Below are 16,384 nucleotides of genomic sequence, written 5' to 3' on the forward strand. Positions count from 1 at the left end.
GCCCAGCGCGCGATCCCGGTGCTGACGTGATCGCGAGGTGACCGACCCCGGCGGGGCCGGAAATTGCCGCAAGGCATGGCAAAAGAGGGTCAGGCCGGTTTCGACGCGGCCGAGAAACAAAGAGATGGTTTACGCTCGGCTCTCCGCGCCGGTCAGAGCGGACGCGAATTCCTCGGGATCGAACGGCGCGAGATCGTCGATCTGCTCGCCCACGCCGATCGCGTGAATGGGTAGGCCAAACCGGTCGGCGAGCGCCACGAGAACGCCGCCCCGCGCCGTTCCGTCGAGCTTGGTCATCACCAGACCCGACACATCGGCAAGTTTCTGGAACGTCTCGACCTGGCTCAGCGCATTCTGGCCGGTCGTGGCATCGAGGACGAGGACGGTGTTGTGCGGCGCGTCGGGATCCTTCTTGCGGATGACCCGAACGATCTTGGCCAGCTCCTCCATGAGGTCGGCGCGGTTCTGCAGCCTGCCGGCCGTGTCGATCATGAGGAGGTCCGCCCCGTCGGCTTCGGCCCGCGTCATGGCTTCGAAGGCAAGGCTTGCCGGATCGCTGCCCTGCGGTGCGGTCATCACCGGCACGCCGGCCCGTTCGCCCCAGACCTGCAACTGCTCGACGGCGGCCGCGCGGAACGTGTCGCCGGCCGCGATCACGACGCTCTTGCCAGCAGCGCGGAACTGGCTCGCGAGTTTGCCGATCGTCGTCGTCTTGCCCGACCCGTTCACACCCACGACGAGGACGACCTGAGGTTTCTTCGAATAGAGCGGCAACGGACGCGCGACCGGCTCCATGATCCGCGCGATCTCCTGGGCCAGGAGCGTCTTGATCTCGTTCGTCGAGAGTCTGCGTCCCATTCGCCCCTCGGCCATGTTGGCAGTGACGCGACCGGCCGTCTCGACGCCCATATCCGCCGTGATGAGAAGATCCTCGAGCTGTTCGAGCATGTCGTCATCGAGAGGCCGGCGCATGACCGGAGCCGCAGCCGCCCCGCGCCCGAAAAGCCGCCCGATCATCCCCGAGCCCCGTGCAGCGGGCGGGCTGTCGTCGGGGATCTCGATTGGCGTGGGCGCAACCGGTGCCTCGCTCGGCGGGGTTTCCTGCGGGACTTCCGGTGGCGGCGGTGCCGGTGCGGGATCCTCGGGCCTTGGGAACGGGTCGGGTGCCGGCGGCGGCCCCGGCTGGGGCTGGGGCGCAGGCGGCGGGCCCGGATCGGGCTCGGGTTCCGGCGCGGGAACCGGCGGCGGAGCGGGCTCCGGATCGGGTCGCGCGACCCCCTCATCCTCAGGAGCGGTATCGCCCCCCTCCTCGACGATCGAGTCGATCCCCTCGTCGAGCTTCGAGGACGACTTGAAGAGCTTTGATTTCAGCTTGTTGAAAAACGACATGACGGCTGCCTCCGCATCTTGTGTTCCACTTAGGCCAGCCAGACCTGCATGGAAACCCGCAGGGACCGTGGGGCGGAGGTTTCGCCGCGAAACCAACCGAACGAACTGGAACGGTCGCCCGCCCTATGGCATCCTTTGCGACATGAGACATATCGCCCTCGCCATAGGCCTCGTCATTGCGGCCCCCTCCTTCGCCCAGACGCCGATGACGGCCGAGGAATTCGAGGATTACGTGACAGGCAAGACGCTTTACTATGCCTCGAACGGCATCGCCTACGGGATCGAGGAATACCATCCCGGTCGTGAGGTGCGCTGGTCCTTCCTCGACGACGAATGCAAGGAAGGTGTCTGGTATCCGAGGGACGAGCAGATCTGCTTCGAATACATCGACGGCAATGGGCCGCAATGCTGGACCTTCTTCCTACAGGATGGCGGCCTGATGGCGCGGTTCGCGGACGACCCGCCGGGATCCGAACTCTACGAGACGCAGACAAGCGACGAGCCGTTGAAATGCCCCGGCCCCGCAGTCGGCGTCTGAAACGCGCCTGTCAGAGCAACTTGCCCTGCTCCGGCGGCGGCGAGGGATCGGGTTTGGCTTTCTTCTGCGGCTTGCCGGCGGCAGGCGTCATTCGGCCATCGGCGAATTGTATCTCGAGCTTGGTCGCCTTGCGCGCCGCGTTGGCGGTCGTTACCACCTGCCCGTCTCCGCGAACGACGGCATAGCCGCGCGATAGGGTCGCCTCGTAACCGAGGGAAAGTCGCAACCTGTCGAGCGATTCGAGACGCCGCGCGGCACTATCGATCCCGCGTCGCTCGGCGCGGGTCATCCGGTCGGCATGATCGCTGAGCTTTTGGCGAAGGCGATCGACATCCTTCGGCGGAGCCAGACGGGCCAGCGACAGCGCCTGCCGGTCGAGCCGGTCGCGACCGTGCGCCACCGCCCGCCCGAGCGCGGGGCCGAGCCGCATTGCATTACCGTCGAGCTGCCGCCGCCGCGCCCCGAGTCCCTGTCGCACGGATGCGGGACGCAGCCCGCCACCCAACTCGACGAGCCGCGCGCGTCGTCGCGAGACGGATCGCTCGAGCGCGGCCTCGAGCCTTTGGTCCAGCATGTCGAGCCGCTGCCGCGCTGAGGTGAGCAACGTTTCAGGCCGCGGCAGCGCGCGCGACAGCGCCTCGACGTGGCGCCGCCTGTCGGACACCCCTCTGAGAAGAGCACGGCCCAGGCGGTCACCCTGCCCGCCCAGCCAGACGAGCAGGTCGGCGCGAACCGGCACCGCAAGTTCGGCCGCGGCCGTCGGTGTCGGTGCGCGACGATCCGAGACGTAATCGATCAGCGTCGTGTCGGTCTCGTGGCCCACGGCCGAGATCAGTGGAATGTCGCTCGCCGCGGCGGCGCGGGCCACGACCTCCTCGTTGAAGCCCCAGAGATCCTCGATCGAGCCGCCACCGCGCGCGACGATCAGCAGATCGGGACGCGGCAGCGCCCCGCCGGGGCTGAGCGCATTGAAACCCTCGATCGCACGGGCGACCTCGGCCGCGCAATCGCGCCCCTGGACCGCAACGGGCCAAACGAGGACGCGGCGCGGAAACCTTTCGCGCAGACGGTGGAGGATGTCTCGGATGACCGCGCCCGAAGGCGAGGTCACGACGCCGATGATCTCGGGCAGATAGGGCAGCGGGCGCTTGCGGGCTTCGTCGAACAACCCTTCGGACTGAAGCTGTGCCTTGCGCTTTTCCAGCATGGCCATCAGCGCACCGACGCCCGCGGGCCGCAGGTCATCGACGTTCAACTGGTATTTCGACTGCGACCCGAAGGTGGTGAGCCGACCGGTCGCAACGACCTCCATCCCTTCCTCGGGACGCGTCGTCAGTCGACCGACCTGACCCTTCCATGCGACGGAGGCCAGCACGTTCCGGTCGTCCTTCACATCGAAATAGAGGTGGCCGGAACGCGCGGTAAAGACGCGCCCGACTTCGCCCTTGACGCGGACGCGGCCGAATCCGTCCTCGAGCACACGTTTCACCGCTCCGGAAATTTCGGAAACGGTATATTCGTGGGCGTTTTCGCCCGGATCGGGATCGTCGAGAAGGTCCATGAGGGGCAGGATATGCAGGCGCGCGGATGCGCGCAAGGAAGCCCCGCAGGGCCATTCGAACGGGCCGGCGGAAAGACATGAGGCTTCCCGCACGCAAGAAGTCCGAAGACCGGGTTCGGATCATGGGCGGCACGCTTTTCATCGGCGGCAGCGGCGGCTATTGGGGCGGCAACCATGACTTTCGAGGGAGCCTCGATGAACATTCTGATCCTCGGAAGCGGCGGGCGCGAACATGCGCTGGCATGGGCCGCACTGCAGAATCCCAAATGCGACCGGCTGATCGTGGCCCCGGGCAATGCGGGAATTGCGGAGATTGCCGAAATCGCGACGCTGGCCATCGAGGATGGCGAGGCGGTGGCAAGCTTCGCGGCTGAGAACGCTGTCGATTTCGTGATCATCGGTCCCGAGGCTCCGCTTGCCGCAGGCGTAGCGGACAGGCTCCGCGCGTCGGGCGTGCTCGTCTTCGGACCGAATGCCGCGGCTGCAATGCTCGAGACATCGAAGACCTTCACCAAGGAAATCTGCGACGCCGCGGACGCGCCCACCGCCCGCTGGGCCCGGTTCGACGAAGCGCAGGCCGCGCACGACCACGTTGTGCGGACGGGCGCACCGATCGTCGTCAAGGCCGACGGGCTCGCCGCTGGCAAGGGGGTCGTCGTGGCCGAAACGATCGAAGCGGCCCATGCGGCGATCGACGACATTCTTGGCGGTCCGCTCGGCGGCGAGGGCGCATCGCTCGTGATCGAGGAATTCATGCGGGGCGAGGAAGCGTCGTTCTTCGTCCTTGTCGACGGGACCGAGATTTTGCCGATGGGCACGGCGCAGGATCACAAGCGGGTGGGCGACGGCGATACCGGTCCCAATACCGGCGGCATGGGTGCCTACTCGCCCGCCCCCGTGATGACCGAAGAGGTAAGCGAGGCCGCCCTTTCGCGCATCGTGCGTCCCGTCGTCGAAGAGATGGCGCGCCGGGGAACGCCCTATTCCGGCATCCTCTATGTCGGTCTGATGATCGAGGACGGTGCGCCGCGACTCGTGGAATTCAACGCGCGGTTCGGTGATCCCGAATGTCAGGTGCTGATGATGCGGCTGGGTGCGCAGGCGCTCGATGCAATGCTGGCCTGCGCCGAGGGGCGATTGGGGCAGATGCGGATCGGCTGGGCCGATGACCATGCGCTGACAGTGGTGATGGCGGCCGAAGGTTATCCCGGCCCCTATGCCAAGGGCAGTCCGATCGGTGGGCTCGATGGGCTTGGCGGAACGTCGTCGCGCATGGTCTTTCATGCGGGAACGGCAATGTCCGAGGGCCACGTGGTTGCTGCGGGTGGCCGGGTGCTGAGCGTCACGGCGCGCGGCACCGATCTGCGCGAGGCCCGCGACCGCGCCTACGAGATGTGCGCCGCGATCGACTGGACCGATGGTTTCTATCGCCGCGATATCGGCTGGCGCGCACTCGGGCACTGATCGCCAAGGCAGACGCAGAAAAGGAAAGATGATGCCAGATCCCAACCAAGCCGCACTCGATTTCCTGCTGACGCGCCGCTCGCGGCCGGCAAAGACATTGTCCCGCCCCGTACCTGACAGGGAGGCGCTCGCCCCGATCCTCGAAGCGGGGTTGCGCGCGCCTGACCACAAGAAGCTCGAGCCCTGGCGGCTCGTCGTGCTGAACGGTGCGGCGCTCATGCGGCTGTCGCAGCTCGTTCCGGATCGCGGCCAGGCGCTCGGCCGCACGCCCGAGGAAATCGACAAGCAGGTCGCGCAATACGCGAATGCCGATCTTGCCGTCGCGGTCGTCGCAAGCCCGGTCCCCAGTCCGGACGTACCCGAAGCCGAACAGGTGTTGTCCGCCGGCGCGGTCTGCCTGCAGCTTCTCAACGCCGCCCTCGCAGCCGGATGGGGGGCCAACTGGCTCAGCGGCTGGGCGAGCCACGATCCCGTCTTCGCGCGTGATGGGCTTGGCCTGTCCGAAGGCGAATGGATCGCGGGCTTCATCCATATCGGGACGGAAAAGAGCGCGCCACCCGAGCGTCCCCGCCCCGACCCCGCGGCAAAGATCACCTGGATCGACGCGTGAAGGCAATCTCCGATGCCGGACGCGCTGTCGCGCAGATGGGCGATCCGACCTTCCGTCGGGTTCTCGCAACCGGAATCGGACTGACCGTCGCCTTGCTTGCGGCGTTCATCGCAATCTTCGTCTGGATGCTCGACTGGCTGATCCCGGATCGTTTCACGCTGCCATGGATCGGCGAGGTCACGTGGATAGACAACGCGGTCTCATGGTCATCGGTGCCACTGCTTCTGTTCGTGTCGACCTTCCTGATGATCCCGGTCGCCTCGGCGTTCACGTCGTTGTTCCTCGACGACGTGACGGACGCGGTCGAAGCGCGACATTACCCCGAACTCCCGCCTGCGCCGCGTCTGTCCTTCCTGCAGGGGCTCGGTGACGGGTTCAAGTTCCTTGGCGTTCTGATCCTCGCCAACATCGCGGCCTTCGCGGCGTACCTGATGCTCCCGCCGGCCGCGCCATTCATCTTCTTCGCGCTGAACGGCTATCTTCTCGGGCGGGAATACTTCCAGTTGATCGCCGCACGCCGGCTGGGCTTTGCCGGTGCACGGCGTCTGCGCCGGCGTTACGCGGCGCAGATCTGGCTCGCGGGCTGCCTGATGGCCGTCCCGCTGGTCGTTCCGATCCTGGGGTTGCTGGTTCCAGTCCTAGGGGCGGCGACCTTTACCCACCTGTTCCATCGGCTGCCGGTTCCCGATCGAGCCGGTCGAACCAGTCGAGGTTCTCGACGCTGATCCAGCCGGATGTGATGACGACGTAGAGCAGTATCCACAGCATGATTGTGATCAACGTCACCCATCGTGCGGTGCGCCACATATCCGTCGATGCCGGCGACCCGGCATGCGTACCTGGCACGATCTTGCCCTCGTCGCCCTGTGTCCTCAGGCCGATCGGCAGCACGACGAACAGCACCATGAACCAGATCACGGCAAAGAGGACGATTGCGGAGGTGATGCTCATACCTGCTCCAGTTCGATGAGGCAGCCGTCGAAATCCTTGGGGTGCAGGAACAGCACCGGCTTGCCGTGTGCGCCTGTCCTGGGCGTGCCGTCCCCAAGGACCCGCGCGCCCTCCTCCGTCAGCCGGTCGCGGGCCGCGAGGATGTCCTCCACTTCGTAGCAGACGTGGTGGATGCCGCCACCGGGCGACTTCTCGAGGAAGCCCGCGATCGGGCTCGCCTCTCCCAGCGGGTGCAAAAGCTCGACCTTGGTGTTCGGCAGCGTGACGAAGACGACCGTCACGCCATGTTCCGGCAGATCCTGCGCGTCACCGACATCAGCGCCGAGCATCTGAGTATACTGACGGCAGGATGCCGCCAGATCCGGCACGGCGATGGCGATATGATTGAGGCGTCCGATCATCGGCGCGGATCCCTTCGGGGCGGCACGGGCAAAACCCTTAGCCCCCAGGCGAGGGACGCGCAACCGACCGGACGGAAGCACCGATTACGGTTAACCCGATATTAGTCAAAGTCACCCTTCATTGGGCGCCAGAGACATGGAGAAACCTATGCCGGATATTTTGGACGAATTCCTTTTTCCCCGCCGCCCCACAGCCGAAAGGCCACTCCTCGGGCAAACGGTCCTCATCGTCGAAGACAGCCGCTTTGCCGGAGAGACGATGCGGCTGATGTGCCTGCGCGGCGGTGCGCGCATCCGGCGGGCGGACAGCCTGCGCTCGGCAGCGCGGCACCTCAAGACCTATCGGCCGACGATCGTGGTCGTCGATCTCGGGCTGCCGGACGGATCAGGCCTCGATCTCATCCGTCAGCTTTCGGCAGCGAGCCCGCGCGTCCCGGCATTGCTGGCGGTATCGGGAGATCCCATGCAGGAAGATGCGGCGATGCGCGCCGGTGCCGACGATTTCCTGACGAAGCCTTTCGGATCGGTCGCAGCGTTTCACGCGGCCATCCTCTCGCGGCTACCTGAAACCGCGCAGCCGCAGGGCCCTCGCATCGTCAGCAACGAGATCGTCGTGGCCGACCCCTCCGCACTCGGCGACGACTATGCACTCATCATGGATCTTCTGAAGGTTGAGAACGACGACACGGTCATGGCCTATGCCGCGAGCTTTGCGATCAATCTCGCGCACAGCACCGGCGATGCCGAGCTACTGGCTGCCGGCCGCGCACAGCAAACAGCCCTGACCGACGGCGAGAGAGCGGGAGACGCGCATGGCGATCTTGGCGCACTCGTGCGCCGTCGCATGACAGTCGACGGATCGTTGGCCGTTTAAAGTCCTGCGGAGAGTGAATGAGTTTGCGGTCAGGCAGCCCTCGAAGGACCGCGCAAGCAACCTTGAGCTTGATCCAAGTGCACCGGCTTCGCCGGAATCGCCTAGATTGCGGCGATTCCGGCATTCAGATCGGTTTGAAGACCTACTTTTCCGACGGCAGGACGCGAAGCCCGAGTTCGCGCAACTGCGCGGGCGTGGGATCGCTCGGTGCGCCCATCATCAAGTCCTGCGCCTGCTGGTTCATCGGGAACATGATGACCTCCCGGATATTCTGCTCGTCGGCAAGCAACATCACGATCCGGTCGATGCCAGCAGCGCATCCACCATGCGGTGGCGCGCCATAGCGGAACGCGTTGACCATGCCACCGAAGCGGTTGCGGACCTCGTCCTCGGAATAGCCTGCGATCTCGAACGCCTTGAACATGATCTCGGGCCGGTGGTTCCGAATTGCGCCCGAGACCAGTTCGTACCCATTGCAGGCCAGATCGTACTGAAATCCCTTAACTTCCAGAGGATCGCCCTCCAGCGCCGCCATACCGCCCTGCGGCATGGAGAAGGGATTGTGAGAGAAGTCGATCCGACCCTCGTCGTCCTTCTCATACATCGGGAAATCGACGATCCAGGCGAATGCGAACCTGTTCTTGTCGGTCAGTTCAAGTTCTTCGCCGATGACGGTACGGGCACGGCCCGCCACGCCCTCGAAATCGGCGGGCTTGCCGCCGAGAAAGAAGGCCGCGTCGCCCTTGCCGAGGCCAAGCTGCTGACGGATCGCCTCGGTCCGTTCGGGGCCGATATTCTTTGCAAGCGGTCCCGCAGCTTCGATCCCGTCCTCGCCGTCGCGCCAGAAGATATAGCCCATTCCAGGAAGGCCCTGTTCCTGCGCGAACTTGTTCATCCGGTCGCAGAATTTGCGGCTGCCACCGCGCGGCGCGGGAATGGCGCGGACCTCTGTTCCTTCTTTTTCAAGAAGTTCCGCGAAAATCTTGAAGCCGCTTCCCGCGAAATGTTCTGACACGACCTGCATCTTGATGGGGTTGCGAAGGTCCGGCTTGTCGGTGCCGTACCAGAGCGCGGCATCGGCATAGCTGATGCGCGGAAATGTCTGGTCGACCTCGCGACCGCCGCCGAACGTCTCGAAGCAGCCGCGGATCACGGGCTCGATCGTGGCGAAAACATCCTCCTGTTCCACGAAGGACATCTCGAGGTCGAGCTGGTAGAAATCGGTGGGCGAGCGGTCGGCGCGCGGGTCTTCGTCGCGGAAACAGGGCGCGATCTGGAAATACTTGTCGAAGCCCGACACCATGATCAGCTGCTTGAATTGCTGCGGTGCCTGCGGCAGCGCGTAGAACTTGCCGGGATGCAACCGCGACGGCACGAGAAAGTCGCGCGCGCCCTCGGGCGAGGAGGCGGTCAGGATGGGCGTCTGGTATTCGCGGAACTTCTGGTCCCACATCCGTTCGCGCAGGTCGCGCACGACGTCCGAGCGCAGCACCATGTTGTCGTGCAGTCCCTGCCGGCGCAGATCGAGGAAGCGATACTTGAGACGCGTCTCCTCAGGGTAGTCCTGTTCGCCGAACACTGGCAGAGGGAGCTCCTCGGCACGGCCGAGCACCTCGAGACCGCGGGCGTAGACCTCGATCTCGCCCGTGGGGATCCGCGGATTCACGAGGGCGTCGTCCCGCGCCTTGACCGAGCCGCCGATCGACAGGCACCATTCGCTCCGGACTTTCTCCATCTCGGAGAAAACGGGGCTGTCGGGATCGCAGATGACCTGCGTCATGCCGTAATGGTCGCGCAGGTCGATGAAGAGCACACCGCCATGATCGCGCACCCGGTGAACCCATCCCGAAAGGCGGACCTCCGCGCCGACATGGCTGCGGTCGAGATCGGCGCAGGTATGGCTGCGGTAGGCGTTCATGGGACGTCCTTTCATTGCTCAAGCGGCCCCGCGCATACACTAGGCCCATGGAAGGAAGTCAAGCACCGCCGACAAGGCCGCACCAAGGGGGTTGCATCCGTCGAGGAATCCAGCACGCTAATTTTTCGTGAGCGAAGCAGCGGCGATACCAGCCGCCCCGCAACAGCATGGGAACACGAAGGAAAGAGATCGGGCCGATGTGGGATCGGATGTTCGAGAGGATCGTGCGGGACGTCTTTCGCGACGGAACGCTCGATGTGACACTGCCCTCCGGGAGGCGTTTCACCGCCGGATCGGGCTCCCCTAAAATGACGGTAAGGATCACCGACCCTACCCTGCCAAGGCGGATCGTGGCCAATCCCGATCTTGGGCTCGGCGAGGGGTACATGGACGGCGGGATCGAGATCGAGGGCGACGATCTGCGTGGTTTTCTTGACATGATGTTCCACAATCTCGGCACGGGAAACCGGACCTGGATTCTCGATCTGCACAACCGGATGGGCCGGCGCCTGCGCCGGATGAGCCAGTGGAACCCGATGAGCCGCGCGCGAAGCAACGTCGCCCATCACTACGACCTTTCGGCAGAGCTCTACGACATCTTCCTCGACGCGGATCGCCAGTATAGCTGCGCCTATTTCCGGCACGAGGACGACAGCCTCGAGCAGGCCCAGTCCGACAAGAAGACGCATATCGCGGCCAAGCTGCTGATCGAGCCGGGCATGGAGATCCTCGATATCGGCTGCGGGTGGGGCGGGATGGCGCTGACGCTTGCCCGCGATTTCGGCGCGAAGGTGACGGGCGTGACCCTTTCGCGCGAACAGCACGCCATCGCCGAACGGCGCGCGCGAGAGGCGGGGCTTGAGGATAGGGTCGAATTTCTGCTGAGCGATTACCGTGCGATCGACCGGACCTTCGATCGCATCGTGTCGGTCGGCATGTTCGAGCATGTGGGCCAACCGCATTACGACGAATATTTCGCCAAGGTACACGATATGCTGCGCCCCGACGGCGTCGCGCTTATCCATACGATCGGGCGCACCGATGCGCCCGGTGCCACCTCGCCCTTCATCGCGAAGTATATCTTTCCCGGCGGATACGTGCCCGCCTTGTCGGAGATGAGCGCGGCCTTCGAACGGCAGGGCCTCGGTTCGACGGATATCGAGGTCTGGCGAATGCATTACGCCAAGACGTTGCGGCATTGGGAAGAAAGGTTCTCGGCCGGGATCGAGAAGGCGCGCGCGCTTTACGACGACCGCTTCTGCCGTATGTGGCGCTACTACCTCGTGGCCTCCGAACTCAGCTTCGTCCACGGGCATCAGGTCGTCTTCCAGGCGCAACTCGCCCATCGCAAGACCGCCGTGCCGATCACCCGCGACTACCTCTATCGAAACTAGACGCGTCTCATCCTCTCCCGAATGACCTTGCGCCGCGACGTCGCACGGATATAACCCCCGACGATTTTGCCCCGGGGGACGCCATGCCGAAACGCACAGACATCCAGTCCATCATGATCATCGGAGCGGGGCCGATCATCATCGGACAAGCCTGCGAATTCGACTATTCCGGTGCACAGGCCTGCAAGGCCCTGCGCGAGGAAGGCTATCGCGTGATCCTCGTGAATTCGAACCCCGCGACGATCATGACCGATCCGGGCCTGGCCGACGCCACCTATATCGAGCCGATCACGCCCGAGATCGTCGCCAAGATCATCGCCAAGGAAAAGCCCGACGCGCTGCTGCCCACGATGGGTGGCCAGACGGGCCTCAACACCGCGCTGAAGCTCGAGGAAATGGGCGTCCTGGCCGAGCACGGCGTCGAACTGATCGGGGCGAACCGCGAAGCGATCGAGAAGGCCGAGGATCGCAAGCTCTTCCGTGAGGCGATGGACCGGATCGGGCTGGAGAATCCCAAGGCCACGATCGCATCGAGCATGGCGGAATGCACCGCCGCGCTCGAACATGTGGGCCTGCCCGCGATCATCCGGCCGGCCTATACGCTCGGCGGTACCGGCGGTGGCGTTGCCTACAATCGCGACGATTACCTCCGGATCTGCAAGTCCGGCCTCGACGCCTCGCCCGTCAGCCAGATCCTCATCGACGAATCGCTTCTCGGCTGGAAGGAATTCGAGATGGAGGTCGTGCGCGACCGCGCCGACAACGCGATCATCGTCTGCGCAATCGAAAACGTCGATCCGATGGGCGTTCATACCGGCGACTCGATCACCTTGGCCCCTGCCCTGACGCTCACCGACAAGGAATACCAGATCATGCGCTCGGCATCGATCGCCGTGCTGCGCGAGATCGGCGTCGAGACGGGCGGATCGAACGTCCAGTGGGCCGTGAACCCCGAGGACGGGCGCATGGTCGTGATCGAGATGAACCCGCGGGTCTCCCGCTCCTCGGCGCTGGCTTCCAAGGCCACGGGCTTCCCGATCGCGAAGATCGCCGCAAAGCTCGCCGTGGGATATCTGCTCGACGAGCTCGACAACGACATCACCGGCGTGACACCGGCGAGCTTCGAGCCCTCGATTGACTATGTCGTGACCAAGATCCCGCGATTCGCCTTCGAGAAGTTCCCGGGCTCCAAGCCCGAGCTCACGACGGCGATGAAGTCGGTAGGCGAAGTCATGGCAATCGGCCGGAGCATCCACGAATCGATGCAGAAAGCGCTTGCGGGCCTCGAGACGGGGCTGTCGGGCTTCGACGAGATCGCGATCGCGGGACTTACCGGTTCACCTCGCGCCGACGGGCTCTCGGCCGACGACCGCGCGGCGATCACCGCAGCGCTCGCCCTCCAGACGCCGGACCGTCTGCGGACGATCGCGCAGGCGATGCGCCACGGCCTCTCGGACGAGGATATCAACGCGGTCACGAGCTACGATCCATGGTTCCTCGCGCGGATCCGCGAAATCGTCGAAACCGAGGAACAGGTGCGTCGCGACGGTTTGCCCGATGACGCCGACGACCTGCGCGGGCTGAAGATGATGGGGTTCACCGATGCGCGGCTCGCGATGCTCACCGGACTGGACGAGACCGAGATCCGCCGCGTACGGACCGCGAAGGATGTCGTTGCCGTCTTCAAGCGGATCGACACATGCGCGGCCGAGTTCGAGGCACAGACGCCCTACATGTATTCCACCTACGAACATCCGGTCATGGGCGAAGTCGAGTGTGAATCGCGCCCCAGCGACGCGAAGAAGGTCGTGATCCTCGGAGGCGGCCCGAACCGGATCGGTCAGGGAATCGAGTTCGACTATTGTTGTTGTCACGCCTGCTTCGCGCTGAGCGATGCCGGCTACGAGACGATCATGGTCAACTGCAATCCGGAAACGGTAAGCACCGACTACGACACGTCGGACAGGCTCTATTTCGAACCGCTGACGTTCGAGCACGTGATGGAGATCCTGCGCGTCGAGCAGCAGAACGGCACCCTGCACGGCGTGATCGTGCAATTCGGCGGTCAGACCCCGCTAAAGCTCGCCAATGCACTCGAGGATGCGGGCATACCGATCCTCGGCACGTCGCCTGACGCGATCGACCTTGCCGAGGATCGCGAGCGGTTTCAGGCAATGCTGAACGAGCTCGATCTGCGCCAGCCCAAGAACGGCCTCGCCCGGTCTGACGAGGAGGCGATGAAGATCGCGGCCGAGGTCGGTTACCCGCTGGTCATCCGCCCCTCCTACGTCCTCGGTGGACGGGCCATGGAGATCGTGCGCGACGATGCGCATCTCGCCCGCTACATCCGGGACGCGGTGAACGTGTCGGGTCGCAATCCCGTCCTGCTCGACAGCTACCTGACCGGCGCGGTCGAGATCGACGTCGATTGCCTTTCCGACGGAGAGCGCGTCCACGTCGCGGGCGTCATGCAGCATATCGAGGAGGCCGGCGTTCATTCGGGCGACAGCGCCTGTTCGCTTCCGCCCTATACGCTCTCGGACGAGACGATCGCGGAACTCGAACGCCAGACCAAGGCAATGGCGCTGAAGCTCGGCGTCGTGGGCCTGATGAACGTGCAGTTCGCCATCAAGGATAACGAGATCTACGTTCTGGAGGTGAACCCGAGGGCGAGCCGCACCGTACCTTTCGTCGCCAAGGCGACCGACAGCGCAATCGCGTCGATCGCCGCGCGTCTCATGGCGGGCGAAAAGCTCGCCGACTTCCCGCATCGCGACCCCTATCCCGAAGGCACCGGCCCCGGCGAGACCGTGCCGATTGCCGACCCTTTGACGCTGGCAAACCCGGCGATGCCGTGGTTTTCGGTCAAGGAATCGGTCCTGCCCTTCGCGCGCTTCCCCGGCGTCGACACGCTGCTCGGCCCCGAGATGCGCTCGACCGGCGAGGTCATGGGATGGGATCGCGACTTCCCTACCGCCTTCCTCAAGGCGCAGATGGGTGCGGGCGTGGATCTTCCCTCGGACGGCCGTGTCTTCCTGTCGATCAAGGAAGCCGACAAGACCGAGCAGCTCCTCGAGACCGCGGGAATCCTCACCGAACTTGGCCTGACAATTATCGCCACGCGCGGCACCCATGCTTTCCTCAAACAAGCGGGTATCGCCTCAGAGATCGCCAACAAGGTCTACGAGGGCGGCCGCACGATCGTCGACATCATCAAGGACGGTGAGATCGCGCTTGTCATGAATACGACCGAAGGCGCCCAGGCGGTCGAGGACAGCCGGTCGCTCCGCGCCGTGGCTCTGATGGACAAGATCCCGTACTTCACCACCCTCGCCGGGTGCAATGCAGCTGCTCAGGCGATGCGTGCACGGAGCAGCGGCGACATCGAGGTCCGCTCGCTACAAGGCTGAAATGAGATCAGGAGAGCGAGCCTCTCCTGATCAGTTGACTGTAACTTGCCTCGACCGAGCATCGTGGCAGGTGGCCTTCAGCTGTGCTTTGAGATCAATGCTGTTTGACCGGAACGCACGAGAGCAATTCCGCTTCAGATTTCCATGCTAGATTTCCGAACGTTGCTATTTCTAATTTGGCCTCTCTAATTCGACGACAGCATCCTGGATACGCTTTGGCCTGTTCCAATGCGAAGCAGCAATGTCTTCCTCTGGAAAATACAGTGGCGAGCATCCTGTCTAGCTCTCTCATGGCAAACCGTCCGTTCAACAGTATTGCTATGCAAGTCCGCTTGGACGTATTCCGCTCGCTTGCTTACATCGATTATCATGGCCAACGTTGAAGGAAGGTTTTCGGCATTCAATGAAACCTCCGATAATATTGCACCCAACTTTGCCGCATTCGACATCTCACAACATGCCCAGCCGGTGCTGCTCTTACTTTGGGCTATGCAGTCTCTGCAATTCCGGCACATCGTACCACCTCGGGCAGATTCAATCGAAGAGAGGGTTTTGCACGAAGAGCGATCGTGATTGAGACTATCCCTGCCGTGACTCTCTAAGAGAAAGGCAGGAGAGGAATTATCTAAGGTCGGTCAAACGGCAGAGGCTGCTCGGTACGAATTTCTTTCAAGGTTCCTAACCCCGGCGTTGGTGCGGAGCTCTGTCATCCGACGGTTCACAGCGCGTATCCATGCGGTGAGAGGGCTTGCACGAGGGAGCCTACCCCGCCCGCTGCCGATGACGAACGGATCCTGCTGCAACGCGGTGTCATGGAAGTGCGGCTCGATGTTGATCCGGGTCGATCAAGACGCGGCTTGGCTGGCGCGGCATGATGAGCGGCCCGGCCGTCCAACCGTCTTCTCGGATGCCGCCATCCAATTCTGTCTTTCGATCAAAGTGCTTTTCCAAGCTGCCCTTGCGACAGACCGCAGGCATGATGGCGAGCCTGCTGCGGCTGGCGGGGATGGACTGGTCCGGGCCCGACCTCAGCACCTCGTGCCGTCGACAGAAGACTTTGGAAGTCCAGATCCCGTGTCGGCGTGTCGATGGCCCGCTCGATCTGTTCGTGGACAGCATCGGCATCAAGTTCCCTTAAGATGGCGAATGGCAGGCATGCAAGCACGGCGTGCAAGGTCGGTGCCGATCGTGCAAGGTCCACCTGGCTATAGAGACGGCGACCTCGGGCATCCGGGCCGCAGAGCTCACCCCAGTCAGCGATGGCGCAGTCCAATCCTGCCCGGGCTGCTCGCTCAGATTCCCGACGACGAGCGGATCGACACGGTTGCGGCCGACGGTGCGTGTGACACCCGCCGCCGTCAGATGGCCATCACCGAACGGCGGGCCATCCCGATCCGGAAGGACGGGCGCGCCTGGAAAGAAGACGGCCCGGCGGCGAAGGCTCGGAACGGGAGGCTGGGCCCCACGAAGCACTACGGTCGCGCATTCCGGAAGCATTGGACCGGATCCCACGCTCGGAGACGCAAAGACGCAAAGATGCGAGGTATAAAGGCCTCCGGCGAACGCATCGTCGCCCGAGACCCTGACCGCCAGACAATCGAAAGCGACATCCGCATCGCACTCATCAATCGCGCCAACACCCCCGGCACCGCCGACATGCTCCGCGCGGCATAACGTCAGCGGGGAAAAAGGGTTATGCCTCAGACGTGAGGTCCGCAACAATGCCATTACGGGGGCGTGACGTCAGTGGAGATAAGGAGAGTCAAAGTAGAAGGTAAAAGTTCTGCAAGAGCGCCGCGATCGCGGGAATATATTGTAACGCAGAATTCTAATATTCCGAGGCGACACCGCAATTGTATTAACGACCCGAATGG

The 16,384-nt window shown here is 64.0% G+C and carries 12 protein-coding genes and 1 pseudogene; 8 read left to right on the forward strand and 5 right to left on the reverse strand.

Annotated elements, in window-relative coordinates; genetic code table 11:
• Positions 1-129: 129 nt before the first annotated feature.
• A complete protein-coding gene (ftsY, locus tag RVY76_RS06440; protein ID WP_317376561.1) occupies positions 130-1,389 on the reverse strand; it encodes a signal recognition particle-docking protein FtsY in 1,260 nt (419 codons plus the stop codon).
• Between the two features lie 142 nt (positions 1,390-1,531).
• Here ftsY and RVY76_RS06445 point away from each other — a divergent pair, with 142 nt between their 5' ends.
• On the forward strand, positions 1,532-1,927 hold the full coding sequence (locus tag RVY76_RS06445; RefSeq protein WP_317376562.1) for a hypothetical protein: 396 nt from the start codon (positions 1,532-1,534) through the stop codon (positions 1,925-1,927).
• A 10-nt stretch (positions 1,928-1,937) separates the two neighbouring features.
• Here the strand turns inward: RVY76_RS06445 and xseA are convergent, their stop codons facing one another.
• Positions 1,938-3,488 carry an exodeoxyribonuclease VII large subunit gene (gene xseA / locus RVY76_RS06450; protein WP_317376725.1) on the reverse strand — a complete coding sequence of 517 codons (1,551 nt, stop codon included), beginning with the start codon at positions 3,486-3,488 and terminating at the stop codon, positions 1,938-1,940.
• 195 nt (positions 3,489-3,683) lie between these two features.
• Between xseA and purD the strand changes: the two genes are divergently transcribed.
• From purD to RVY76_RS06465, 3 genes are read left to right on the forward strand one after another with little or no spacing between them, the layout of a single operon-like run.
• On the forward strand, positions 3,684-4,952 hold the full coding sequence (purD, locus tag RVY76_RS06455; RefSeq protein WP_317376563.1) for a phosphoribosylamine--glycine ligase: 1,269 nt from the start codon (positions 3,684-3,686) through the stop codon (positions 4,950-4,952).
• Between the two features lie 31 nt (positions 4,953-4,983).
• Positions 4,984-5,562, forward strand: a complete 579-nt coding sequence (locus RVY76_RS06460) for a nitroreductase (RefSeq protein WP_317376564.1) — start codon at positions 4,984-4,986, stop codon at positions 5,560-5,562.
• Positions 5,559-6,287, forward strand: coding sequence for an EI24 domain-containing protein (locus tag RVY76_RS06465; protein WP_317376565.1), 729 nt, complete (start codon positions 5,559-5,561; stop codon positions 6,285-6,287). The genes RVY76_RS06460 and RVY76_RS06465 overlap by 4 nt, the downstream gene beginning before the upstream one ends.
• Here RVY76_RS06465 and RVY76_RS06470 read toward each other — a convergent pair.
• Both RVY76_RS06470 and mce read right to left on the reverse strand, forming a co-directional pair.
• A complete protein-coding gene (locus RVY76_RS06470) occupies positions 6,217-6,513 on the reverse strand; it encodes a DUF1467 family protein (RefSeq protein WP_317376566.1) in 297 nt (98 codons plus the stop codon). The genes RVY76_RS06465 and RVY76_RS06470 overlap by 71 nt on opposite strands.
• Positions 6,510-6,914: a methylmalonyl-CoA epimerase gene (gene mce / locus RVY76_RS06475; protein ID WP_317376567.1), complete on the reverse strand. Its 405-nt coding sequence runs from the start codon at positions 6,912-6,914 to the stop codon at positions 6,510-6,512. Before mce ends, RVY76_RS06470 begins: the two co-directional genes overlap by 4 nt.
• A 148-nt stretch (positions 6,915-7,062) precedes the next feature.
• On the opposite strand from mce, the gene RVY76_RS06480 reads away from it, so the two are divergent.
• Positions 7,063-7,788: a response regulator gene (locus RVY76_RS06480; protein ID WP_317376568.1), complete on the forward strand. Its 726-nt coding sequence runs from the start codon at positions 7,063-7,065 to the stop codon at positions 7,786-7,788.
• Positions 7,789-7,930: 142 nt separating this feature from the next.
• Here the strand turns inward: RVY76_RS06480 and aspS are convergent, their stop codons facing one another.
• Positions 7,931-9,706 (reverse strand): aspartate--tRNA ligase, encoded by a 1,776-nt coding sequence (gene aspS / locus RVY76_RS06485; protein ID WP_317376569.1) that lies wholly within the window; start codon positions 9,704-9,706, stop codon positions 7,931-7,933.
• Positions 9,707-9,903: 197 nt separating this feature from the next.
• Between aspS and RVY76_RS06490 the strand changes: the two genes are divergently transcribed.
• From RVY76_RS06490 to RVY76_RS06500, 3 genes and pseudogenes are all read left to right on the forward strand, one after another.
• Positions 9,904-11,100 carry a cyclopropane-fatty-acyl-phospholipid synthase family protein gene (locus RVY76_RS06490; protein WP_317376570.1) on the forward strand — a complete coding sequence of 399 codons (1,197 nt, stop codon included), beginning with the start codon at positions 9,904-9,906 and terminating at the stop codon, positions 11,098-11,100.
• An 83-nt stretch (positions 11,101-11,183) separates the two neighbouring features.
• On the forward strand, positions 11,184-14,510 hold the full coding sequence (gene carB / locus RVY76_RS06495) for a carbamoyl-phosphate synthase large subunit (protein WP_317376571.1): 3,327 nt from the start codon (positions 11,184-11,186) through the stop codon (positions 14,508-14,510).
• A gap of 780 nt (positions 14,511-15,290) precedes the next feature.
• Positions 15,291-16,184: pseudogene (locus RVY76_RS06500) on the forward strand (IS5 family transposase).
• The last annotated feature ends 200 nt before the right edge of the window (positions 16,185-16,384 follow it).

Source organism: Palleronia sp. LCG004, assembly GCF_032931615.1.
Taxonomy (GTDB): Bacteria; Pseudomonadota; Alphaproteobacteria; order Rhodobacterales; family Rhodobacteraceae; genus Palleronia.